Origin of the sequence: Nocardioides sp. SR21 (assembly GCF_022761125.1) — a bacterium.
In the GTDB taxonomy this organism is placed as follows: Bacteria; Actinomycetota; Actinomycetes; order Propionibacteriales; family Nocardioidaceae; genus Nocardioides.
Map to the genome: position 1 here is coordinate 196,360 of NZ_JAKWJR010000007.1, position 20,121 is coordinate 216,480.

Below are 20,121 nucleotides of genomic sequence, written 5' to 3' on the forward strand. Positions count from 1 at the left end.
AGGTGAAAAAAGGAGGCGAATCCTCAGTTGGCGTGCAGGTCGTCGTTCAGCTCGATGCCGCCGCTGCGCCACGGCACGGCCTCGACCGCGCCGGTGACGGAGTTGCGGCGGAACAGCACGTTCTTCGCGCCGGAGAGCTCGAGCGCCTTCACGACGCGGGGCTCGGCGCCCGGGTGGAGCACGGTGACCTTGGTGCCGGCGGTGACGTAGCAGCCGGCCTCGACGACGCACTCGTCGCCGAGGGAGATGCCGACGCCCGCGTTGGCCCCGATCAGGCAGCGCTCGCCGACGGAGATCACCTGGGTGCCGCCGCCCGACAGGGTGCCCATGATGGAGGCGCCGCCGCCCACGTCCGAGCCGTTGCCGACCACGACGCCGGCCGAGATCCGGCCCTCGACCATCGACGCGCCGAGCGTGCCGGCGTTGAAGTTCACGAAGCCCTCGTGCATGACCGTGGTGCCCTCGGCGAGGTGCGCGCCGAGGCGGACCCGGTCGGCGTCGGCGATCCGCACGCCGGTGGGCAGCACGTAGTCGACCATCCGCGGGAACTTGTCGACGCCGAAGACCGTGAGGTGGCGGCCGTTGGTGCGCAGCCGGGCGCGGACCAGCTCGAAGCCCTCGACCGCGCACGGGCCGGCGCTGGTCCACACGACGTTCGTGAGCAGGCCGAACACGCCGTCGAGCGACACCGAGTGCGGGGTCACGAGTCGGCTCGACAGGAGGTGCAGGCGCAGCCAGGCGTCCTCGGTGGTCGCCGGGGCGGCCTGCAGATCGGCGATCTCGACGAGGAGCAGCTCGCGGGTGACGCCGCGGTCCTGGTCGCTGCCCTGCAGGACGGTCAGCTCGGCCGGCGGCAGCGCGTCGTCCGGCCGCTCGCCGAGGGCCGGCGCGGGGAACCAGACGTCGAGCACCGTGCCGTTCGCGTCCAGGGTGGCGAGGCCGAAGCCCCAGGCAGTCGAGGGAGTCGTCACGGGGCAGCAGTCTAGGAGCCCGACGGGAGTCCGCGGACCGAGCCTGCCGCGCCGGACGAGATGAGGTAAGGCTAACCTTACTTTCATGACGCATTCGCTGCGGCGCCTGGCCGCGCTCCCGGTCCTGCTCCTCCCGCTCCTCCTCGCCGGGTGCGGGGACGACTCCGACGCCACGGCGGCGGCGCCGGCGCCCGCCGGCGGCGGTCCGGTCGTGGTGGACCACGTCTACGGGAGCACCGAGGTGGACGGCGTACCCGAGCGGATCGTCACGATCGACGTGCAGTGGACCGACACGATGCTGGCGATGGGCGTCGAGCCGGTCGGCTACACGCTCGACGCCTACATGCCGGACAACGTGGTCCCGTGGCAGGTGCTGCCGGAGGACGCCGAGGCCCTCGACGTGGCCGAGGGGGTGCCGGTCGAGGAGATCGCGGCGCTCGACCCCGACCTCATCGTCGGGTCGTACTCGATCGCCGACCAGCACACCTACGACCTCCTCTCCGCGATCGCGCCGACGATCCCGAACCTCGACGAGACCGAGGTGACGCCGTGGCAGGACCTGGTGGCCCTCGCGGGCGAGGTGCTCGACCGCCCGGAGGACGCCACCGCCCTCGTCGAGCAGGTCGACGGCGCGGTCGCGCAGGCGGCGGCCGACCTGCCCGGCCTGGAGGGCCAGACCTTCGCGCTCGCCCAGTACGTCGTGGGCGACTCGATGTACATCGTGGCGGACGAGGACGACGGCTCGAGCGTCTTCTTCCAGCAGCTCGGGATGACGATGCTGCCGACGGTCCGCGAGCAGGGTGAGAAGACCGGGGACGCCCGGATCAACGTCAGCACCGAGCGTGCGGACCTCCTGCGCTCCGACCTCCTCGCGTTCCTCGTGAACGGCGGCGACGAGGGCGACCTCGGCGACATCCCGGGCTTCGACGCACTTCCCGGCACCGTCGCGGTGCTCGACTACGCGACGATCGTGGGCCTGAACACGCCCACGCCGCTCTCGATCCCGTACTCGCTCGAGCAGCTGCGGCCCTACCTCGAGGAGGCCGCGGCCTGACCGTGGCCGCGCCTACTGGCCGGTGCGTCCGTCGATGGACTCGCGCAGCAGGTCGGCGTGGCCGAGGTGGCGGGCGTACTCCTGGAGCACCTGGATGAACACGTCCCGGATCGTCTCGATCCTGTCGCCGGGGCCGATGACGACGTCGAGCGCCTCCGTCGGCAGACCGTCCAGCCACGAGTCGGCCTGCGCGCACGTCTCGCGCCAGGTGGTGAACGCCTCCTCGACGACCACGGGGTCCGCGACGGCGCCGTCGAACTGCGACTCCCAGTCGCCGTCGACGACGAACAGCTGCGTCTCCTCGGGGTGCTGCTGCAGGACCCGGCGGAACCAGTGGTGCTCCATCTGCGCGAGGTGCCGCACCAGCCCGAGCAGGCTCAACGAGCTCGGCGGGACCGCCCGCCGGGCGAGCTGCTCGGCGTCGAGGTCGGCGGTCTTGCGCTCGAGCGCCGTACGGAAGTCTGCCAGCCAGCGCCGGATCGTCTCGAGCTCGCTCACTGTCCCGTCCTCCCGTCGATGCACTCGCGAAGCAGGTCCGCGTGGCCGCAGTGCCGGGCGTACTCCTCGACCAGGTGTACGGCGATGTCGCGCACCTCGGTCGGCTCGCCGTGGACCGCCACCTGGCGACCCCAGTCCTCCTCGGCGGCGAGCCAAGCGTCGGCGTCGGCGACCTCGCGCCGCCAGGACTCCCACGCGTCGGCCACCACGGCGTCGTCGGCGATCGCGCCGTCGAAGTCGAGGTCGGGCCGGTCGTCGTCCGAGTAGAGCTTCGGCAGGTCCAGGTCCTCCTGCAGCACCCGTCGGTTCCAGCTGTGCTCGACCTTCGCGAGGTGACGCAGCAGCCCGAGCAGCGACATCGTCGACGGCGGCACCGCCCGTGCCGCGAGCTGCTCGGCATCCAGCCCGGTGCACTTCATCTCGAACGTCAGCCGGTAGTTGCGCAGGTAGGTCAGCACCGTGTCGCGCTCCCCGTGCGTCGCTCGGTAGTCCCGAGGGTCGTCGCTCATGCGGGCTACCCTGCCGGACATGCTCGGGTACCGCACCTCACTTGCCGTCGCCGGCGCGCTCGTCGCCGGACTGCTCGTCGCGACCCCGGTGGAGGCCACTCCGGGCTATCGCACCTACTGGGTCTACGACCAGCCAGGGACTCTCATCGCATCCGCGGAGGCGACGTACGGCCAGACCGACGTGTACGAGGTCGGCGTGCACGCCACCGTCCACCTGCTGGCGGACCCACCTGCCGGCTCGGACGTGCACCTGGCGTTCGGAGTGCTCGACGATGCCGACAACTGCGTCGCGGACGAAGGGGACAGTGTTGTCGTCGCCCCGGTGGACGGGTCGCGGACGGTCGAGCTCGACGGTGTCGTCGAGCTGCCGGATGTGGACATCTGCTCGTACATCTCCGTCACGGACTTCAGCGGCTCGGTCGTGGACCGCGTCGGCGGCCGGGTCGACCGCGAGGAGCCCATCTACATGGGGGAGGACGAGCAGATCCTGGGCGTGCGGCACCGCCGCGTGCCGGTCAACCGGTGGTCGTGGGTCGAGGTGCGGCTGGGATCCGGCGAGACCGTGGAGCGCGTGCGCGTACTGGGCGATGGTCGTCCGGGCGCGCGCTTCCGGGAGGCGCGACAGGCGCTCAACGGCTCCCGGACGACGGTCCGTCTTCCGGTCAAGCTGACGTCGCGCCGCGCGCAGGACGTCGTGATCACGGCGCTCTTCCGCGGTGAGGGAGCCCCGACAGTGAAGTCGGACGTCGTTCGGATCACGCCGAAGCGCTGAACCGATTGGCGGCACCCCGAGCGCACGCCGTACGCTTCCAGCACAGGCGTCTGAGCCGTCATCAGCGGTGAGCCCCGGGAAGAACGCGCAAGCAAGTAGAACCCGGCGGGTAGGCCCGTCACAGCCGTGAACGAGTGGCTCCTCTCCCAGCAATGGGCAGGGAGCAAGCGAGGTGGTACCGCGGTCCCCAGGGGTCGTCCTCGTGCGAGAGCACGACGACCGACCAGGAGAAGACCCGTGACGTACCCCAAGGTGTCGACCAGCAACGCTGGCGTCCCGTCGAGCCCGAAGTTCCCCGAGATCGAGGAGCAGGTGCTCGCCTACTGGGAGAAGGACGGCACCTTCCAGGCCAGCATCGACCAGCGCGACCCGGGCGAGAACGGCGCCAACGAGTTCGTCTTCTACGACGGCCCGCCGTTCGCCAACGGCCTGCCGCACTACGGCCACCTGCTCACCGGGTACGTCAAGGACCTGATCCCGCGCTACCAGACCATGCGCGGCAAGCGCGTCGAGCGCCGCTTCGGCTGGGACACCCACGGCCTGCCGGCCGAGCTCGAGGCGATGCGCCTCAACGGCATCAAGACGACCGACGAGATCCTCGAGCTGGGCATCGAGAAGTTCAACGAGGCCTGCCGCGCGTCGGTGATGAAGTACACCGGCGACTGGCGCGAGTACGTCACCCGTCAGGCGCGCTGGGTCGACTTCGACAACGACTACCGGACGATGAACCCGGAGTACATGGAGTCGGTCATCTGGGCCTTCCAGCAGCTCCACGAGAAGGGCCTCGTGTACGAGGGCTTCCGCGTGCTGCCGTACTGCTGGAACGACGAGACGCCGCTCTCCAACCACGAGCTGCGCATGGACGACGACGTCTACCAGATGCGCCAGGACCCGGCCGTCACCGTCGGGTACGACGTCACCACCGACGGTCCGTTCAAGGGCGCCAAGCTGCTCATCTGGACGACGACCCCCTGGACGCTGACCAGCAACCTGGCGGTGATGGTCGGCGAGGACATCGACTACGTCGTGGTCGAGGTCGAGGGGACCCGCTACATCCTGGCCGAGGCGCGGGTCGCGTCGTACGCCCGCGAGCTCGGCGACGAGCCCGCGGTGACCTGGCGGGGCAAGGGGTCCGACCTGGTCGGCCTGGTCTACACGCCGCCGTTCTCGTACTACCTCGGGCACGAGAAGGCCTTCCGCGTGGTGCCGGCCGAGTTCGTGACGACCACGGACGGTACGGGTCTCGTGCACACCGCGGGTGCCTTCGGTGAGGACGACAAGGTCGTCACCGACCGCGAGGGCATCGAGCCGGTCATGCCGGTCGGCAAGGACGGGAAGTTCACGTTCCCGGTCGTCGAGTACGAAGGCATGCAGGTCTTCGACGCGAACCTCCACATCATCGACGACCTCAAGGCCGTCAGCCGGTCGGTCACGCCCGGCACCGTGCTGCTGCGCCGCGAGACCTACGACCACAGCTACCCGCACTGCTGGCGCTGCCGCGAGCCCCTCATCTACAAGGGCGTCTCGTCGTGGTTCGTCGAGGTGACCGCGATCAAGCAGCGGATGCTCGAGCTCAACCAGGAGATCAACTGGGTCCCCGACCACATCAAGGACGGGCAGTTCGGTCGCTGGCTCGAGAACGCCCGCGACTGGTCGATCACCCGCAACCGGTTCTGGGGGTCCCCGGTGCCGGTGTGGAAGTCGGACGACCCGACGTACCCCCGCGTCGACGTGTACGGCTCGTTCGAGAAGCTCGAGCAGGACTTCGGCCGGCTGCCGCGCAACGCGGCCGGGGAGCCCGACCTGCACCGGCCGTTCATCGACGACCTGGTGCGTCCGAACCCCGACGACCCGACCGGCGCGTCGATGATGCGCCGCGTCCCCGACGTCCTCGACGTGTGGTTCGACTCGGGCTCGATGTCGTTCGCCCAGGTGCATGTGCCGTTCGAGAACGAGGAGTGGTTCCAGCACCACTTCCCGGCCGACTTCATCGTGGAGTACATCGGCCAGACCCGCGGCTGGTTCTACACGCTGCACATCCTGGCGACCGCGATCTTCGACAAGCCGGCGTTCGAGAACTGCATCAGCCACGGCATCGTGCTCGGCTCCGACGGCAACAAGATGTCGAAGTCGCTGCGCAACTACCCGGACGTGCGCGAGGTCTTCGACCGCGACGGCGCCGACGCGATGCGCTGGTTCCTGATGTCGTCGCCGATCCTGCGCGGCGGCAACCTGGTCGTCACCGAGCAGGGCATCCGCGACTCCGTGCGCCAGGTGCTGATCCCGCTGTGGAACAGCTGGTACTTCTTCCAGATGTACGCCAACGCCGCGTCGTACGACGCCCAGGTGCGCACCGACTCCAGCGACCCGCTGGACCGGTACCTGTTGGCCAAGTGCCGCCAGTACGTCGAGGAGATGACCGCCTCGCTCGACGCGTACGCCGTCGCCGACGCGTGCGACGCGACCCGGTCGTTCCTCGACGTGCTCACGAACTGGTACATCCGGCGCTCGCGCGACCGGTTCTGGGGCGAGAACACCGACGCCTTCGACACGCTCTACTCGGTGCTCGAGATCGTCTGCCGGGTCACCGCGCCGCTGATGCCGCTGACGGCGGAGGAGATCTGGCGCGGGATGACCGGCGAGCGCTCGGTGCACCTGGCCGACTGGCCGGCCGCAGACGAGCTGCCCGCCGACGACGCCCTGGTGACGGCGATGGACGCGGTGCGCGAGGTCTGCTCGGCGACGTCCGCGCTGCGGAAGGCCGGCAACCTCCGCAACCGGCTGCCGCTGGCCACGCTGACCGTCGTCGTCGACGACCCGGCCGCGCTGGCCGGCTTCGAGGCGATCGTCCGCGACGAGGTCAACGTCAAGGAGGTCCGGCTGCTCGCGGCCGACTCCGACGAGGCCGCGTCGTACGGCGTCGAGCAGAAGCTGACCGTCAACGCCCGCGCGGCCGGCCCGCGCCTCGGCAAGGACGTGCAGCTCGCGATCAAGGGCTCGAAGTCCGGCGACTGGTCGGTGGCCGAGGACGGCACCGTCACCTCCGGTGGCCTGGCGCTGGTGGAGGGGGAGTACTCCCTCGAGACCGTCGCCGGCTCCGCCGACGGTGGTACGGCGACCGGCGTGCTGCGCCGCGGCGGCTTCGTCGTGCTCGACACCGAGGTCACGCCCGAGCTCGCCGCCGAGGGCGTCGCCCGCGACCTGGTCCGCGCGGTCCAGCAGGCCCGCCGCGACGCCGGCCTCGAGGTGTCCGACCGGATCGCCCTGACCATCGCCGGCTCGGCCGAGGTGCAGGCCGCGGCCCGCACCCACGAGCAGCTCATCACCACCGAGACCCTCGCGACGTCGTACGACGTCGTCGAGGGCCCCGACGGTGAGCCGACGGTGAGCGTCACCAAGGCGTGAGGACGGTGGTTGAGGAAGGCCCCCTGGGGGCCCGTCCCGAAACCACCAGCTAGCGCGACAGGTTCCGGTACGCCCGCGCCGCGAGCGGCAGGAACACCGCGGTCAGCACGGCCGGCCATGCGAGTGCGACGAGCACCGCGTGGTCGGCCAGCAGGCCGTCGGTGATCCCGGTCGGGTTGCCGAACAGGTCGCGCGCCGCCGCGGCCGTCGCCGACACCGGGTTGAGCTGGGCGAGTGCGCCGAGCCAGTCCGGCATCGTCTCCGGGGCGACGAGCAGGTTCGACGTGAACGCGAGCGGCCAGACCAGCACCTGCACGGCCATCAGCGCACCCTCGCCGCGCAGCACCAGGCCGAGGTAGATCCCGATCCAGAGCACCGCGAACCGCAGCCACAGCAGCAGCCCGACGGCGAGCGCGGCACCGGCCACGGAGCCGTCGATGCTCCATCCCACGACGAGCCCTCCGACCATCAGCACCGCGAGCTGCACCGCAGAGTTGGTGAGGTCGGCGGCCGCACGACCGAGGGGGACGGCGACGCTGTGGATCGGCATCGATCGGAACCGGTCGGTGATGCCGCGCTTCGTGTCCTGCGTGACGGCCGCCATCGTGGTCTCGACGCCGAACAGCATCGTCATCGCGAACATGCCCGGCAACAGGTAGTCCAGGTAGTCGCCACCGCCCGGCACCTCGATCGCGCCGCCGAACAGGAAGCCGAACACCAGCAGCAGCATCACCGAGAACGCGATGCCGAAGATCGGCGTCCACGGCTCGCGCTGCCAGTGCTTCAGGTCGCGCTGGGTCATCACCCAGCTCTGGTGGAGTGTGTTCATCGGCCGATCCCTTCGGTCAGGTGGAGGAAGACCTCGTCGAGCGTCGGCCGTCGCAGCAGGACGTCGTCGACCTCGAGGCCGGCGGCGTCGAGCGCCCGGACGACCCGCAGCAGCGCAGCGGTGCCGCCGTCCGGCCCCGCCTCGACCACGACCTGCCCGGTCTCGGGGTCGGCCGCGGCACCGAGAGCCGTCGCGACGGCGTCCGCGTCCGTCGCGGTGACGATGACCCGGTCGCCGCCGAGCCGGTCCTTGAGCTCGGTCGAGGTGCCCTCGGCGATCACCCGCCCCGCACCCATCACCGTGATCCGGTCGGCGAGCTGGTCGGCCTCGTCGAGGTACTGCGTGGTCAGCAGCACGGTGGTGCCCTCGGCGACGACCTGGCGGACCGCCGCCCAGACCTCGTTGCGGCCACGTGGGTCCAGCCCCGTCGTCGGCTCGTCCAGGAACAGCAGGCTCGGCCGGCGGATCAGGCTGGCTGCGATGTCGAGGCGCCGGCGCATGCCGCCGGAGTACGTCGACACCTTGCGCCTGCCCGCGTCCTCGAGCCCGTACGACGCCAGCAGCTCGTCGGCGCGGGCGCCGGCCTCCCGCGCCGACAGGCTGTGCAGCCGCCCGAGCAGCGTCAGGTTCTCCCGGCCGTGCAGCACCTCGTCGAGCGCGGTGGACTGGCCGACCAGCCCGATCGCGCGCCGGACCGCGGCCCCGGCGCGTCGTACGTCGTGCCCGGCGACGCGGACCTCGCCCGCGTCGTAGCGCGTCAGCGTCGCGAACGTGTGGACCGCGGTGCTCTTGCCCGCGCCGTTGGGACCGAGCAGCGCGTGCACGGTCCCCGCGGCGACCTCCAGGTCCAGCCCGTCCAAGGCCCGGGTGTCGCCGTACCGCTTGTGCACGCCGTGTGCGATGAGTGGATCCATGCGCTCTCCCTCGATTAACGTACGTTGTACGGATTAAACGCGTGGACTCTAGCATTTGTTCCGTACGTCGTACGAGAAAGTAGGATCGCCCCGTGGCCGACCCGACGCTCCCGCTGCTGTGGCGCCACGTCGTGCCCGCGGGCGACGACGGCCCCAAGCGTGGTCGCCCCCCGAAGGTGAGCGTCGACGAGGTCGTCGACGCGGCGATCGACGTCGCCGACCGCGAGGGTCTCGCCGCGCTCTCGATGCGGACGCTTGCCGAGCAGCTGGGCATCGGGGCGATGACGCTGTACTCGTACGTCGCGAGCCGGGACGACCTGGTCGTGCTGATGTTCGACCACGTCCTCGGCCGCACCGAGCTGCCTCCGCTGGCGGGCGACCTGCGCGCGCGGCTCACGACGGTCGCCGAGGTGCAGCTCGCGGACTGGCGCGCGCACCCGTGGCTGCTCGACGTCGTCGGCGTCCGGCCCTGGCTCGGCCCGAACGTCGCCGACCGCTACGAGTGGCAGCTCTCCGCGGTCGAGGGCGTCGGTCTCGGCGACGTCGAGATGGACCAGGCGATCACGCTGGTCGTCGGCTTCGCGACGAACGTCGTGCGCGCCGAGCACGCCGTCCGCCAGGCCGAGCGCCAGTCCGGGATGACCGACCTCGAGTGGTGGCAGGACAACGGCGAGGAGCTCGGTCGCGTGATGGCCGGGCGTGACTACCCGATCGCCGGACGCGTCGGCTCGGCCGCCGGCGAGGCCTACCAGGCGGGCACCGACCCGAACCGCGAGCTCGAGTTCGGTCTCGCGCGCATCCTCGACGGCATCGAGGCGTACGTCGCCCGTTCCCGCTGACCGCTCCGCGGGCCGTTTCGGCTCGCGCAGGACGGGGCATCCCGATGCCATGTCCGTCTTCCAGGTCGTGCCCTCGGACATGGCCGCCGCGTCGAACGCCGTGACCTCCGCCGGCGACGGCGCCCGGGGCCACGGGTCCTCGGCCCACCTCGGTGTCGCCGGTTCGGCGGTCCCCGGCGCCACCTCGGTCGGGCTGCTGTCCGACCTCGGCTCCAGCTGGGACGACGAGGTCGACGACTGGGCTGCTGACGCGGCCTCGTTCGGGAAGGCGATCAGCGCCGCGAGCGACGACGCGTGCGACACGGACTCCACGGTGGGCACCGGCTTCGGCGGGCTGTTCGGCCTGCTGCCCGGGGACTGCTGATGCCGGTCGGCTACGGCGACGTCAGGAGCTGGCGGGCCGCACCTCTGGGGCAGGCCGGCGACGGCGTACGCGCCGATGCCCGGGCGCTCGAGGAGAGCCGCGACCAGGTCGAGGCGCAGGCGATCCCGGACTCGTGGACCGGCCTGGCGCGCTCCTTCGCCGAGTTCCGGCGCGACGCGCTGGTCCGGAGGATGACCACCCACCTCGAGGGCAAGCGGCAGGTGCAGCGCGCGCTCTACGAGGCCGAGACGCTGGTGACCGAGATCGAGCGGCTGGTGACCGACGTCGAGGGCCAGGCGAAGGCCGGGCAGTTCGAGATCGGGACCGACGGGTCGGTGACCGACGTGAGCGAGCCGAGGACGTTCGACACCCGCTGGGAGGCCGAGGAGTACTCCACCGGGCGCCGCAACCAGGCCCAGGCGCTGGCCGACGACGTCACCGCGATCCTGGTCCGCGCGGCTGCCGCCGACGCGACGATCGCCGACAGCATCCCGAGCGGGCACGTCCGGGACGTCGACGAGTACGGCGTCGCCGATCCCGATGTCGCCGCTCGCTGGGCGCAGCTCACCGATGCCGAGCGGCGCGCGGTGATCGAGCAGATGATCGAGGAGCTGTCCGAGGAGAGCGGCCTCGAGATGCCCGACATCGAGTGGAAGGACCCCAGCTGGGGCCCGAACGGCCAGTGGAGCGACGGGGAGCCCGGGACCCTCCGCCTCAACGAGGGGCTGCTCGACGACCCGCGCCTGCTGCACTCCGTCGCGCACGAGGTGCGCCACGGCCGCCAGCACGAGGCGATCCGCGACGAGAACGACTGGCAGCTCCCCTGGGAGAGCGACCCGTTCGACGAGCACCGCGACGACGGCATCACCGCGGAGCAGACGAACGAGTGGGAGGACAACTTCGACGACTACCAGAGCTATCCCGAGGTGCCGTACGACGACTACTTCAACCAGCCGGTCGAGGCCGACGCCCGCGATGCCGGCCGCGAGTACCTCGACGGGCTCACCGAGGCCGAGATCGACCGCCTGCTCGAGGAGTCGCGATGACCACCGCCGGAGACCTGGTCGGCCGCTACCTCGCGGACCCGACCCCCGCGTCGCTCGCCGACGTCCGCCGCGCGGTCCGGGCCGACCCGAGCTTCGACCCCGGCCTGGTCGTCGGCGAGGCCGACGGCCTGGCGGCCCTGCAGCGGCTGATGCCGGGCGCGCTGCTCAGCCCCTCCGCGCACGGGGCGCTCGCGGACGCGCTGGCCCGCGCCGGTCGGCAGCAGGCTGCGGCCCGCGAGCGGCTGATCGCCCGGGCGGCGCTGGCCGGCATCCTCGCGACCGGCGACGGCAGTCGCGAGCGGCCGTGGTCGGTGCTGCGGGTGAGCGACGAGTACGACGTGCTGCGCTCGCAGCGGCGCCGCTCCACCGAGCAGACGCTCGAGCGCGACGGGAGCCGGCACCTCGACCGGCACGTGTGCGACGACGGCAGCGAGGCGTGGTTCGACGTCACCGAGCTGTTCTCGCCCGACTGACCGGAACCCGTCCCGGCGGCGTCGCGTCGGACCGGTGAGGAACCACGACACGAAGGAACACGATGCGCACGCGATCTCGGAGGGCCGCCGCGGCCGCGGTGCTGCTGGCCGTGACGGTCCTCGCCGGGTGCGGGGACGACGGCGTCTCCGAGGCGACCGTCGAGGAGCCGGCCGGCGACTTCCCCGCGGGCGAGGTGCTGCCGGACCGGCTGTCGGTGAGCCCGGACGGCGCGCAGGTGCTCGCCGACTGCTGGGAGGGCATCTGCCGGTGGGACACCGTCGACGGCAGCCTGGCGGCAGTCGACGGCGGAGGCCACCTCGCGATCAGCCCGGACTGGTCGGTCCTCGCGACCGCGGACGGCCCCACGGTCGTGCTCCTCGACGCCGAGACCGGTGAGGTCAGCGCCGAGCTCACGGGACTGGCCGGTGAGGAGGCCACGGACGGCCCGGTCGTGCAGGCCGTCGCCTTCAGTCCCGACGGCGCGCTGGTCGCCGCTGCCGGGCCCGAGCGCGAGGTGCGGATCTGGTCGTCAGCCGGCGACGACGTCGCCACGATCAGCCCGGACTCCGACGTGTACGCGCTGGCGTTCAGCCCGGACGGCACTCGGCTCGCGGCAGCCGGCGGGGGACCGGTCGAGGTGTTCGCCGTACCGTCCGGCGACCCGGTCGGCACGCTCCCGCGGTCCTCGGGCGACGGTGACGGCCTCGCGTGGAGCCCGGACGGCGCCTGGCTGGCCGGCCCGGGGCCCGGCGGTGCCCCCGCGGTGTGGAGCGCCGACGACCTCGCCCTCGAGGCGGTGCTCGACGGCCACCACCTCGAGCAGGTCGCCTTCGCCCCGGACTCGGAGACCGTCGCGCTGACGGACGCCGAGGACGACACCGTGCGGATCTGGAGGCCCGCCGACGACCGCGTCCGCGAGCTCACCGGACACACCGACGACCCGGTCGCGGTGGCCTTCGCGCCCGACGGCGCCACGGTGTACTCCGTCTCGGCCCGCGACGGAGTCCTCGTGTGGGACGTACGTTCCGCCGACCTGCGCCGGCGGCTCAGTCCAGCGTGAGCGTCAGCGTGCCCTCGACGGTGTCCCACTGCGACGGCTCGCCCGCTCCCGTCCAGTCGCTCGAGACCTCGTAGACGATGGCGTCGTCAGTTGCCGAGACCTGCTGGAGCCCGAGTCCGGTCGTGTACTCGGAGCGGTCCGTATAGGGGACGGGCGGCTGCCCGCACGAGGTGATGCTGCCGGTGATGTCGTACTCCATCGCCACCGACAGGTCGACGATCTGGAGCGTCGGGTCGTCGGCCCGGCCCTCGAGGTCGGAGATCTGCTCGCCCGGCTTCTGGAAGGCGTCGGCCCTCTCCTCCACCTCGCTGTTGGTGGTGACGCACTCGGGGTAGCGCACGGTGAACGCGTAGTCGCCGCCCCAGGTGTAGCTGGAGCCGTCGTCGACGACCCGGATGTCGGTGCCCCGGCCGCTGATCTCCATGGTGATCTCCGCCTGCGCGTGGCGGCTCCAGGTCTCGAGGGTGTTCCCCGACTCGAGCTCCTCGGAGGACCAGAAGTCGAGCGTGCCGGTGAGCACGCCCTCGATCGGCGCGACGACCTCGACGGTGCTGCTCCCCGCGTTGCAGTTGTCGTTCTCCCGGGTCTCGCGGATCTTCCGGGCCGCGTCCGCGCACGCGATCACGTAGTACGAGCCGATCGCCGACTCCGGCAGGTCGATCGTCGCCGGAACCGTCTGGACGCCCCAGTCGTCGATCTCGCCGACGGAGGTGCGCCCGACGTTCAGGTCGCCGGCCGACTTCCTGGCGTCGCGCGAGAGGTGCAGGCTCACCTGCGAGGCCTTCGCCCGGGCGGCGCCGCCCTGGTTGATCACCATCACCTTGACCCCGAAGTGGCCACCCGCCCGGACCTGGGCCGGCACCCTCAGGATGTCGTTGATGCCGAGGTTCGGCCTCGGCTTCGGCTTCGGCTTCGCGTCCGCACTCGTGCCCGCCACCAGTGATCCGGTGACCAGCATCGCGACGATGAACCCCATCGCCGTACGTCGTCCGTGCATCTCTCGTCCTCCCGCGCGTCGTCAGGAGGCGAGCATCCGGCGCCCGGCGGCCCGGGCGTCAGGGATGGATGTCCCGGAGTTCCGAGGAAGCGTCAGCCGCTGATGCCCAACCGGCCGGCCAGCCGGTCGAGCGAGCCGAGCACCTCGTCCTCGGACTTGTCCGGCACGCCCCAGATCAGCTCGGTGGCGCCCTGCTCGGCCCACGCCATCAGGTCCTCGGGGTTCGGCTTGAACGCGATCAGGATCCGGATCTCGGGTGCGCCGGCGCGGCCGGCGTCGGCCCAGGACTTCTTGAGCGCGTCGATCTGGCCGGAGATGTCCTGCTGGGTGGGCGTGGTCATCCAGCCGTCGGCGTTGGCCGCGATCCAGGCGAACGTCTTGGGCCCGCCGCCTGCGCCGATGATCAGCGGGATGTGCGCGGCCGGCTTGGGGAAGGCCCACGACGGCCCGAACGACACGAACTCGCCGTCGTACGACGCCTCCTCCTGGGTCCACAGCGCCCGCATCGCCTCGACGTACTCCTTGAGCACCGTGCGGCGCCGGTCGGCCGGGACGTGGTGGTCGGCGAGCTCGTCGGTGTTCCAGCCGAAGCCGGCGCCGATCTCGACGCGACCGCCCGAGAGGTGGTCGAGCGTGGCGATCTGCTTGGCCAGCGTGATCGGGTCGGACTCGACCGGCAGCGCCACCGCGGTCGACAGCTTGATCCGCGACGTCGCCTGGGCGACGGTCGCGAGCGAGACCCACGGGTCGAGCGTGCGCAGGTACCGGTCGTCGGGCAGCGACTCGTCGCCGGTCCCGGGGTGGGCAGCGGTCCGCTTGACCGGGATGTGGGTGTGCTCGGGCACGTAGAACGTGTCGAAGCCCCGCTCCTCCGCGGCCGCGCCGAGGGTGGCCGGCCGGATGCCGCGGTCAGAGGTGAAGAGCACGAGTCCGTTGCGCATGAGCCGATACTAGAACAAGTTCTATTTGGGCGGTGCTGTGTCCGCCGAGACACCAGGAACGGCCCTCGATCGGCCGGTGGAGGGGTCATTCCTGGTGCCTCCACGGTCTCCGGCCCCGCCGGGATCGGCGGGCGGCTGGTTGGATGGACGCATGAAGCTCGACCTCACCGCCGACGCCGTCACGCTGACCGAGCAGCTGGTCAACATCGAGTCGGTCAGCCTGGACGAGCAGGCGATCGCGGACGCGGTCGAGGAGGCGCTGCGCGCGCTGCCGCACCTGAGCGTCGAGCGGGTCGGCCACACCGTGGTCGCGCGCACCGACCTCGGCCTCGGCGAGCGGGTCGTGATCGCCGGCCACCTCGACACCGTTCCGCTGAACGACAATCTGCCCGCGCGCCGCGACGGCGACCTGCTGCACGGCCTCGGCACCTGCGACATGAAGGGCGGCGATGCGGTCATCCTCCGGCTCGCGGCGACCGTGCCTGAGCCGGTCCGCGACGTCACCTACATCCTCTACGAGGCCGAGGAGATCGACGCGAAGTACAACGGGCTGCGCCTGCTCGCGGAGGCCCGCCCCGACCTGATGGCGGCGGACTTCGCGATCCTGATGGAGCCGTCGAACGCCTCCGTCGAGGCCGGCTGCCAGGGCACCCTGCGCGTCGAGGTCCGCACGACCGGCGAGCGTGCCCACTCGGCCCGCAGCTGGCGCGGCGTCAACGCCATCCACGGCGCCGCCGAGGTGCTGCGCCGCCTGAACGAGTACGACGCGCGCAAGCCCGTGATCGACGGCCTCGAGTACCACGAGGGCCTCAACGCGGTGTTCATCCGCGGTGGGGTCGCCGGCAACGTGCTGCCCGACGAGTGCGTGGTCGAGGTGAACTTCCGGTTCGCACCGGACCGCTCCGAGGCCGAGGCCGAGGCGTTCGTCCGTGAGTTCTTCGAGGGGTACGACGTCACCCTCACCGACTCCGCACCGGGCGCGCTGCCGGGCCTCGACCTGCCGGCTGCGAAGGCGTTCGTCGAGGCGGTGGGCGGCGAGGTGAACCCGAAGTTCGGGTGGACCGACGTCGCCAGGTTCAGCGGGCTCGGGGTCCCAGCAGTCAACTACGGCCCGGGCGACCCGATGCTCGCCCACAAGCAGGAGGAGCACGTGCCCGTGGAGCACATCACCCGCTGCGAGGACCGACTCCGACGGTGGCTGACCCGGTGAGGGCCAAGTTCAAGGGGCCGATCATCCAGCGTCGGTCCCAGATCGACGGCTCGACCACCGACCAGCGGCTGCTGGACTCACGGGGTGCGTCGGACTGGGTCCACACGGATCCGTGGCGGGTGCTCCGCATGCAGGCCGAGCTGGTCGAGGGCTTCGGTGCGCTCGCCGAGCTCGGCCCGGCCGTCTCGGTCTTCGGCTCGGCCCGGCTCGGTCCCGACCACCCGTCGTACGCCGTCGCGGAGGTGCTCGGCCGGCGTCTCGCCGAGGAGGGGTTCACGGTCATCACGGGCGGCGGGCCCGGCGCGATGGAGGCCGCCAACAAGGGCGCCAGTGAGGCCGGCGGCGTCAGCGTCGGGCTCGGCATCGAGCTCCCGTGGGAGTCGGGCCTCAACGACTGGGTCGACGTCGGCGTCAACTTCCGCTACTTCTTCGCCCGCAAGACCATGTTCGTGAAGTACTCGCAGGGCTTCGCGGTGCTGCCGGGCGGCCTGGGCACGCTGGACGAGATGTTCGAGGCGGCCACGCTCGCGCAGACCGGCAAGATCACCAGCTTCCCGATCGTGCTGCTCGGCACGGCGTACTGGCAGGGCCTGGTCGACTGGATGCGCGACACCCAGCTCGCGGAGGGCACGATCCGCCAGGAGGACATCGACCGGCTGGTGCTCACCGACGACGTCGAGGAGGTCGTGGCGCTCATGGTCGCGGCCCGGGAGGTGGACCCCTCGTGATGTGGTTCTTCGCGATCCTGGTCGTGCTGGCGCTCGGCGGCATCGCCCTGGTCGCCGCGGGCCGGGGCGCTCCGCTCGCCGAGGTGTACGACGACCGCCCGGACTCCAGCGTCCCGGCAGCGGGTCCGCTGACGGCCGACGACCTGCGCCGCGTGCGGTTCTCGCTCGGCTTCCGCGGCTACCGGATGTCCGAGGTCGACGCGCTCCTCGACCGGCTCGCCAGCGAGCTCGAGGACGCGGACTCGGATCGGGGTCGTGGCGACGAGCCCACGCCGTAGGGCACACTTCGCTCCGTGTCGACCGAGGTGATCGTCTACGTCCTGACGGCTCTGGCTGCCGTCGTGGTCGTGCTGACCCAGGTCCGGCTGGCGCGCTCCGAGGGCGGGGCCGGGCGCCACGACGTCGGTCGGGGACTGGTCCATGCGCACACCGTCACCGGCGTGATCGCGCTGGTGCTGTGGGTCGCGTTCCTGGCCGCGCCGGACGACTCCGCGCTCGGCGGTGACGCGATCGGGATCGCCGCGATCGCGTTCTGGTGGATCGTGGTCGTGCTCGGCCTGCTGATCCTCGCCCGCTGGCTGCCGAGCCGCGGCAAGCACTCCTCGGGTGGCCACGAGGACACCTGGTCCGACGGGCCGGGGCTCTCGATCCTGGCCCACGTCGGGATGCTCGTCGGCGTCGGCGTCTTCACCTGGGCCTACCTCACCGCGCACGTGTGACCTAGGCTCGCTGCCCATGCGTCTCGGGACCCTGCCCACGACCCTGTCTCTCGGCATCGCTCTCGCCGTCGGCCTGGCCGCGCCGTCGTACGCCGTCCGTGCGCCCGACGAACGACCCGCGGTCGTGCAGAAGGCGGTCATCGGGAAGTCCGTGCAGGGCCGGCCGATCAAGGCGTTCCGCCTCGGTGAGCGCGGCAAGACCAAGGTGCTGCTGATCTCGACGATGCACGGCGACGAGAACGACACCCACCGGATCCTGACGAGCCTGCGCGACCGGCGCCCGATCCACGGCCTGAACCTGTGGGTGCTCCCGGTCTACAACCCCGACGGGCTGGCCCGCGGGACCCGCAAGAACGCCCACGAGGTCGACCTGAACCGGAACTTCCCGTACCGGTGGGCCGACCTCGACGGCAGCTACGAGTCCGGCCCGCGCGCCGGCTCCGAGCCCGAGACCCGCGCCGTGATGAAGTTCCTGAAGAAGATCCGGCCGCGCTGGATCATCAGCTTCCACCAGCCCCTGAACGGCGTCGACACCGACACCAAGGACGAGCGCTTCGCCGCCCGGGTCGCCGACCGGCTGAACCTGCCGCGCAAGTCGTTCACCTGCGGCGGCGTCTGCCACGGCACGATGACCGGTTGGTACAACCACCACTTCCGCGGCGCCGCCCTGACCGTCGAGTACGGCTCGAACCCGCCGCGGCGGCTGATGCAGCGGATCGCGCCCCGTCAGGTCCTCTCCATCTGGGGCGCGCACCGCCGCTAGGTGGTGTCGAGGCTCCTGGCTGGCGCTCGTCGCACCTCAACCACCCTGCCGCTAGCGCCCCTCGAAGACCGGCTTCTCCTTCGCCACGAACGCCGCGACCGCGGCCTGGTGGTCGGCGGTCGCGCCGGTCTTGGTCATCATCGCGCTCTCCAGCTCCAGCGACTCCTCGAGCGAGTGGCCGGCGGCGTACACGACGGACTGGCGGATCGCGCCGAGCGCGACCGTCGGTCCGGCCGCGAGTCGCGACGCCAGGGCGCCCACCTCGGCCGCGAGCTGGTCGGCGGGGACGACCTTGGTGGCCAGGCCGAGCTCGAGGGCGTCGGCCGCCGGCACGGTGGACGGGAAGTACAGCAGCTCCAGCGCCTTGGCGCGGCCGACGAGCCGCTGCAGGTGGTAGCTGGCGCCGGTGTCGCACGACAGCGCGACGTTGGCGAACGCCAGGTTGAACCCGGCGGTGTCGGCCACGATCCGCAGGTCGCAGGCGAACGCGAGGCTCGCGCCCGCGCCGGCCGCGACGCCGTTCACCGCGGCGATCACCGGCTTGGGCATGGTGGCCAGCGCGGTGACGGTCGGGTTGTAGTGGTCGTCGACGGTGGTGAACAGCGCGTCGCTGCCGCCGTTGTGCAGCAGCTCGATGTGCTCCTTGAGGTCCTGCCCGGTGCAGAACGCCTTGCCGGTGCCGGTCAGCACCACGCAGCGGACGGCGTCGTCCTCGGCGACCTGGTGCACGGTGTCGCGCAGCAGCTCCTTGGTCGCGATGTTGAGGCTGTTGTACGCCTCCGGCCGGTTCAGCGTGATGGTCGCGACGCCGTCGGTCAGGTCCAACAGCACAGGGGAGTCGGTCATGCCCCGCAGTCTGTCAGGCGCTCCCCGGGTCAAGCACCGAGGCAGCGGGCGACGAACCGGTCGGTCCCGGGCTTGAGCCGGCTCGCCTCGTCGGCGAACAGCCGCGCGGCCTCGTGCCCGGGCCAGTCCTCGGGCAGCAGCGCGTCGGGCAGCCCCGGGTCGGCGAACAGGAACTTCCGCCACTCGTGGACCAGGTGGAAGCGCGCGGCGAACGCCGCCTCGTCCTCGTCGTCGTGCGCCGCGAAGTGCTGGTCGACCAGGTCGCCGGCCGCGCGTAGCCAGCCGTCGTACGACGACCGCAGCCCGTCGAGGTCCCACGCGCCGGTCGGCTCGGGGTCGAACCGGTCGGCCCGCGCGACGCGCACGGTCGCACCCTCGCGCTCGACCACGGACGCCAGCTCGGCCCGGGGGTAGGGGCTGACCCAGACGCCGTCGCTCAGCTCGGCGTACCCGAGGAACGTCAGCCCGGCGCGGAGCCGCGCCCGCGCCGCGCGGCTGTCGGGGGCGGAGACGAAGGCGAGGTGCCAGTGGCCGTCCCAGGCGGGGACCTGGCGCCGGTAGACCCGGTTGCCGGCCTCGTCGAGGCGCCGGTTGGCCCGCTCGCTGGTGCGGTAGCCGCGACCGCCGGCCAGCTGGACCGGCTCGAGCCAGCCCTGCATGACCATCCGGGAGATCGCGGTGCGGACCGCGGGAGCGGCGATCCCGACCGGGTCGAGCATCCGGACGACGGCCGCGACGGGCGCCTCGCTGCCGCGGGCGCGCAGGTGGTCGCCGTACACGTCGAAGAGCGCCGAGCGGGCCTGCATGGCAGGAGTCTGCCAGCCGGATCGGGTCCCGGACCTCGCCCTGTGCTCCAAGTCACCGCTCGATGAGGGATACTGGTCTACACGGATGGCGCGGGGAGGGGCTGTTTCTGGCTTCCTCCTGGCTCGAGAACGGAAAAGGAAGGTGCGCGGATGGCGGCGATGAAGCCGCGGACGGGCGACGGTCCGCTGGAGGTCACCAAGGAAGGACGCGGCATCGTGATGCGCGTCCCGCTCGAGGGCGGTGGCCGCCTCGTTGTCGAGCTCAACGCCGAAGAGGCCGGCGCTCTCGGAAATGCCCTCAAGGACGTCGTCGGCTGACACCGTGCCGACAACCGTTCGCCCCACTCTCCCGGCGCAGGTAGCACCTCCGGAGTTC

At 71.7% G+C, this 20,121-nt stretch carries 23 protein-coding genes; 14 read left to right on the forward strand and 9 right to left on the reverse strand.

Features of this window, described 5'->3' with window-relative positions; all coding sequences use genetic code 11:
- Positions 1-23: 23 nt before the first annotated feature.
- Positions 24-971 carry a 2,3,4,5-tetrahydropyridine-2,6-dicarboxylate N-succinyltransferase gene (dapD, locus tag MJ604_RS14990; protein ID WP_243059299.1) on the reverse strand — a complete coding sequence of 316 codons (948 nt, stop codon included), beginning with the start codon at positions 969-971 and terminating at the stop codon, positions 24-26.
- Positions 972-1,056: 85 nt separating this feature from the next.
- Between dapD and MJ604_RS14995 the strand changes: the two genes are divergently transcribed.
- On the forward strand, positions 1,057-2,025 hold the full coding sequence (locus MJ604_RS14995) for an ABC transporter substrate-binding protein (RefSeq protein WP_243059300.1): 969 nt from the start codon (positions 1,057-1,059) through the stop codon (positions 2,023-2,025).
- A 12-nt stretch (positions 2,026-2,037) separates the two neighbouring features.
- Here the strand turns inward: MJ604_RS14995 and MJ604_RS15000 are convergent, their stop codons facing one another.
- Positions 2,038-2,523: a DinB family protein gene (locus MJ604_RS15000; RefSeq protein ID WP_243059301.1), complete on the reverse strand. Its 486-nt coding sequence runs from the start codon at positions 2,521-2,523 to the stop codon at positions 2,038-2,040.
- The gene (locus MJ604_RS15005; RefSeq protein WP_243059302.1) at positions 2,520-3,032 is read right to left on the reverse strand and encodes a DinB family protein; all 513 of its coding nucleotides are present in this window, start codon (positions 3,030-3,032) and stop codon (positions 2,520-2,522) included. Before MJ604_RS15005 ends, MJ604_RS15000 begins: the two co-directional genes overlap by 4 nt.
- Here MJ604_RS15005 and MJ604_RS15010 point away from each other — a divergent pair.
- Both MJ604_RS15010 and ileS read left to right on the forward strand, forming a co-directional pair.
- Complete coding sequence (locus MJ604_RS15010) at positions 3,031-3,804, forward strand: hypothetical protein (RefSeq protein WP_243059303.1); 774 nt, start codon at positions 3,031-3,033, stop codon at positions 3,802-3,804. The two genes, MJ604_RS15005 and MJ604_RS15010, sit on opposite strands and share 2 nt — an antisense overlap.
- Positions 3,805-4,041: 237 nt before the next feature.
- Positions 4,042-7,209 carry an isoleucine--tRNA ligase gene (ileS, locus tag MJ604_RS15015; RefSeq protein ID WP_243059304.1) on the forward strand — a complete coding sequence of 1,056 codons (3,168 nt, stop codon included), beginning with the start codon at positions 4,042-4,044 and terminating at the stop codon, positions 7,207-7,209.
- A 49-nt stretch (positions 7,210-7,258) separates the two neighbouring features.
- Here ileS and MJ604_RS15020 read toward each other — a convergent pair whose 3' ends face one another.
- Together MJ604_RS15020 and MJ604_RS15025 are read right to left on the reverse strand one after the other, a co-directional pair.
- A complete protein-coding gene (locus MJ604_RS15020) occupies positions 7,259-8,038 on the reverse strand; it encodes an ABC transporter permease (protein ID WP_243059305.1) in 780 nt (259 codons plus the stop codon).
- On the reverse strand, positions 8,035-8,952 hold the full coding sequence (locus MJ604_RS15025) for an ATP-binding cassette domain-containing protein (RefSeq protein ID WP_243059306.1): 918 nt from the start codon (positions 8,950-8,952) through the stop codon (positions 8,035-8,037). Before MJ604_RS15025 ends, MJ604_RS15020 begins: the two co-directional genes overlap by 4 nt.
- A 92-nt stretch (positions 8,953-9,044) precedes the next feature.
- Here MJ604_RS15025 and MJ604_RS15030 point away from each other — a divergent pair, with 92 nt between their 5' ends.
- The 5 genes from MJ604_RS15030 (at position 9,045) to MJ604_RS15050 (ending at position 12,735) form a co-directional block, all read left to right on the forward strand.
- On the forward strand, positions 9,045-9,791 hold the full coding sequence (locus MJ604_RS15030; RefSeq protein WP_243059307.1) for a TetR/AcrR family transcriptional regulator: 747 nt from the start codon (positions 9,045-9,047) through the stop codon (positions 9,789-9,791).
- A 49-nt stretch (positions 9,792-9,840) separates the two neighbouring features.
- Positions 9,841-10,155 carry a hypothetical protein gene (locus MJ604_RS15035; RefSeq protein WP_243059308.1) on the forward strand — a complete coding sequence of 105 codons (315 nt, stop codon included), beginning with the start codon at positions 9,841-9,843 and terminating at the stop codon, positions 10,153-10,155.
- Positions 10,155-11,201, forward strand: a complete 1,047-nt coding sequence (locus MJ604_RS15040; RefSeq protein WP_243059309.1) for a hypothetical protein — start codon at positions 10,155-10,157, stop codon at positions 11,199-11,201. The genes MJ604_RS15035 and MJ604_RS15040 overlap by 1 nt, the downstream gene beginning before the upstream one ends.
- Complete coding sequence (locus tag MJ604_RS15045) at positions 11,198-11,674, forward strand: DUF4919 domain-containing protein (protein WP_243059310.1); 477 nt, start codon at positions 11,198-11,200, stop codon at positions 11,672-11,674. The genes MJ604_RS15040 and MJ604_RS15045 overlap by 4 nt, the downstream gene beginning before the upstream one ends.
- 62 nt (positions 11,675-11,736) lie before the next feature.
- Positions 11,737-12,735 carry a WD40 repeat domain-containing protein gene (locus MJ604_RS15050; protein ID WP_243059311.1) on the forward strand — a complete coding sequence of 333 codons (999 nt, stop codon included), beginning with the start codon at positions 11,737-11,739 and terminating at the stop codon, positions 12,733-12,735.
- On the opposite strand, the gene MJ604_RS15055 is transcribed toward MJ604_RS15050, so the two are convergent.
- Both MJ604_RS15055 and MJ604_RS15060 read right to left on the reverse strand, forming a co-directional pair.
- Positions 12,722-13,732, reverse strand: coding sequence for a CARDB domain-containing protein (locus MJ604_RS15055; protein ID WP_243059312.1), 1,011 nt, complete (start codon positions 13,730-13,732; stop codon positions 12,722-12,724). The two genes, MJ604_RS15050 and MJ604_RS15055, sit on opposite strands and share 14 nt — an antisense overlap.
- Positions 13,733-13,824: 92 nt before the next feature.
- Positions 13,825-14,673, reverse strand: coding sequence for an LLM class F420-dependent oxidoreductase (locus tag MJ604_RS15060; protein ID WP_243059313.1), 849 nt, complete (start codon positions 14,671-14,673; stop codon positions 13,825-13,827).
- Between the two features lie 151 nt (positions 14,674-14,824).
- On the opposite strand from MJ604_RS15060, the gene dapE reads away from it, so the two are divergent.
- The 5 genes from dapE to MJ604_RS15085 are packed head-to-tail and all read left to right on the forward strand — an operon-like array spanning position 14,825 to position 18,093.
- Positions 14,825-15,883 (forward strand): succinyl-diaminopimelate desuccinylase, encoded by a 1,059-nt coding sequence (gene dapE / locus MJ604_RS15065; protein ID WP_243059314.1) that lies wholly within the window; start codon positions 14,825-14,827, stop codon positions 15,881-15,883.
- On the forward strand, positions 15,880-16,611 hold the full coding sequence (locus tag MJ604_RS15070) for a TIGR00730 family Rossman fold protein (protein ID WP_243059315.1): 732 nt from the start codon (positions 15,880-15,882) through the stop codon (positions 16,609-16,611). The genes dapE and MJ604_RS15070 overlap by 4 nt, the downstream gene beginning before the upstream one ends.
- Complete coding sequence (locus tag MJ604_RS15075; RefSeq protein WP_243059468.1) at positions 16,611-16,889, forward strand: DivIVA domain-containing protein; 279 nt, start codon at positions 16,611-16,613, stop codon at positions 16,887-16,889. Before MJ604_RS15070 ends, MJ604_RS15075 begins: the two co-directional genes overlap by 1 nt.
- Before the next feature lie 15 nt (positions 16,890-16,904).
- On the forward strand, positions 16,905-17,330 hold the full coding sequence (locus tag MJ604_RS15080) for a hypothetical protein (RefSeq protein ID WP_243059316.1): 426 nt from the start codon (positions 16,905-16,907) through the stop codon (positions 17,328-17,330).
- A gap of 16 nt (positions 17,331-17,346) precedes the next feature.
- The gene (locus MJ604_RS15085; RefSeq protein ID WP_243059317.1) at positions 17,347-18,093 is read left to right on the forward strand and encodes a M14 family zinc carboxypeptidase; all 747 of its coding nucleotides are present in this window, start codon (positions 17,347-17,349) and stop codon (positions 18,091-18,093) included.
- A 51-nt stretch (positions 18,094-18,144) separates the two neighbouring features.
- On the opposite strand, the gene MJ604_RS15090 is transcribed toward MJ604_RS15085, so the two are convergent.
- Positions 18,145-18,939: an enoyl-CoA hydratase/isomerase family protein gene (locus tag MJ604_RS15090; RefSeq protein ID WP_243059318.1), complete on the reverse strand. Its 795-nt coding sequence runs from the start codon at positions 18,937-18,939 to the stop codon at positions 18,145-18,147.
- Between the two features lie 29 nt (positions 18,940-18,968).
- The gene (locus MJ604_RS15095) at positions 18,969-19,745 is read right to left on the reverse strand and encodes a PaaX family transcriptional regulator C-terminal domain-containing protein (RefSeq protein ID WP_243059319.1); all 777 of its coding nucleotides are present in this window, start codon (positions 19,743-19,745) and stop codon (positions 18,969-18,971) included.
- 150 nt (positions 19,746-19,895) lie between these two features.
- Here MJ604_RS15095 and MJ604_RS15100 point away from each other — a divergent pair, with 150 nt between their 5' ends.
- Positions 19,896-20,063 carry a DUF3117 domain-containing protein gene (locus tag MJ604_RS15100; protein WP_081795029.1) on the forward strand — a complete coding sequence of 56 codons (168 nt, stop codon included), beginning with the start codon at positions 19,896-19,898 and terminating at the stop codon, positions 20,061-20,063.
- The last annotated feature ends 58 nt before the right edge of the window (positions 20,064-20,121 follow it).

What these genes read in the sequence shown, in the direction of transcription:
- MJ604_RS15045 (WP_243059310.1), top strand. Translation starts at nt 11,198, where the DNA reads ATGACCACCGCCGGAGACCTGGTCGGCCGCTACCTCGCGGACCCGACC.
- MJ604_RS15010 (WP_243059303.1), top strand. Translation starts at nt 3,031, where the DNA reads ATGCGGGCTACCCTGCCGGACATGCTCGGGTACCGCACCTCACTTGCC.
- MJ604_RS15050 (WP_243059311.1), top strand. Translation starts at nt 11,737, where the DNA reads ATGCGCACGCGATCTCGGAGGGCCGCCGCGGCCGCGGTGCTGCTGGCC.
- MJ604_RS15090 (WP_243059318.1), bottom strand. Translation starts at nt 18,939, where the DNA reads ATGACCGACTCCCCTGTGCTGTTGGACCTGACCGACGGCGTCGCGACC.
- MJ604_RS15040 (WP_243059309.1), top strand. Translation starts at nt 10,155, where the DNA reads ATGCCGGTCGGCTACGGCGACGTCAGGAGCTGGCGGGCCGCACCTCTG.
- MJ604_RS15035 (WP_243059308.1), top strand. Translation starts at nt 9,841, where the DNA reads ATGTCCGTCTTCCAGGTCGTGCCCTCGGACATGGCCGCCGCGTCGAAC.
- MJ604_RS15025 (WP_243059306.1), bottom strand. Translation starts at nt 8,952, where the DNA reads ATGGATCCACTCATCGCACACGGCGTGCACAAGCGGTACGGCGACACC.
- MJ604_RS15060 (WP_243059313.1), bottom strand. Translation starts at nt 14,673, where the DNA reads ATGCGCAACGGACTCGTGCTCTTCACCTCTGACCGCGGCATCCGGCCG.
- dapE (WP_243059314.1), top strand. Translation starts at nt 14,825, where the DNA reads ATGAAGCTCGACCTCACCGCCGACGCCGTCACGCTGACCGAGCAGCTG.
- MJ604_RS15085 (WP_243059317.1), top strand. Translation starts at nt 17,347, where the DNA reads ATGCGTCTCGGGACCCTGCCCACGACCCTGTCTCTCGGCATCGCTCTC.
- MJ604_RS14995 (WP_243059300.1), top strand. Translation starts at nt 1,057, where the DNA reads ATGACGCATTCGCTGCGGCGCCTGGCCGCGCTCCCGGTCCTGCTCCTC.
- MJ604_RS15075 (WP_243059468.1), top strand. Translation starts at nt 16,611, where the DNA reads ATGTGGTTCTTCGCGATCCTGGTCGTGCTGGCGCTCGGCGGCATCGCC.
- MJ604_RS15005 (WP_243059302.1), bottom strand. Translation starts at nt 3,032, where the DNA reads ATGAGCGACGACCCTCGGGACTACCGAGCGACGCACGGGGAGCGCGAC.
- MJ604_RS15055 (WP_243059312.1), bottom strand. Translation starts at nt 13,732, where the DNA reads ATGCACGGACGACGTACGGCGATGGGGTTCATCGTCGCGATGCTGGTC.
- MJ604_RS15095 (WP_243059319.1), bottom strand. Translation starts at nt 19,745, where the DNA reads ATGCAGGCCCGCTCGGCGCTCTTCGACGTGTACGGCGACCACCTGCGC.
- MJ604_RS15020 (WP_243059305.1), bottom strand. Translation starts at nt 8,038, where the DNA reads ATGAACACACTCCACCAGAGCTGGGTGATGACCCAGCGCGACCTGAAG.
- MJ604_RS15100 (WP_081795029.1), top strand. Translation starts at nt 19,896, where the DNA reads ATGGCGGCGATGAAGCCGCGGACGGGCGACGGTCCGCTGGAGGTCACC.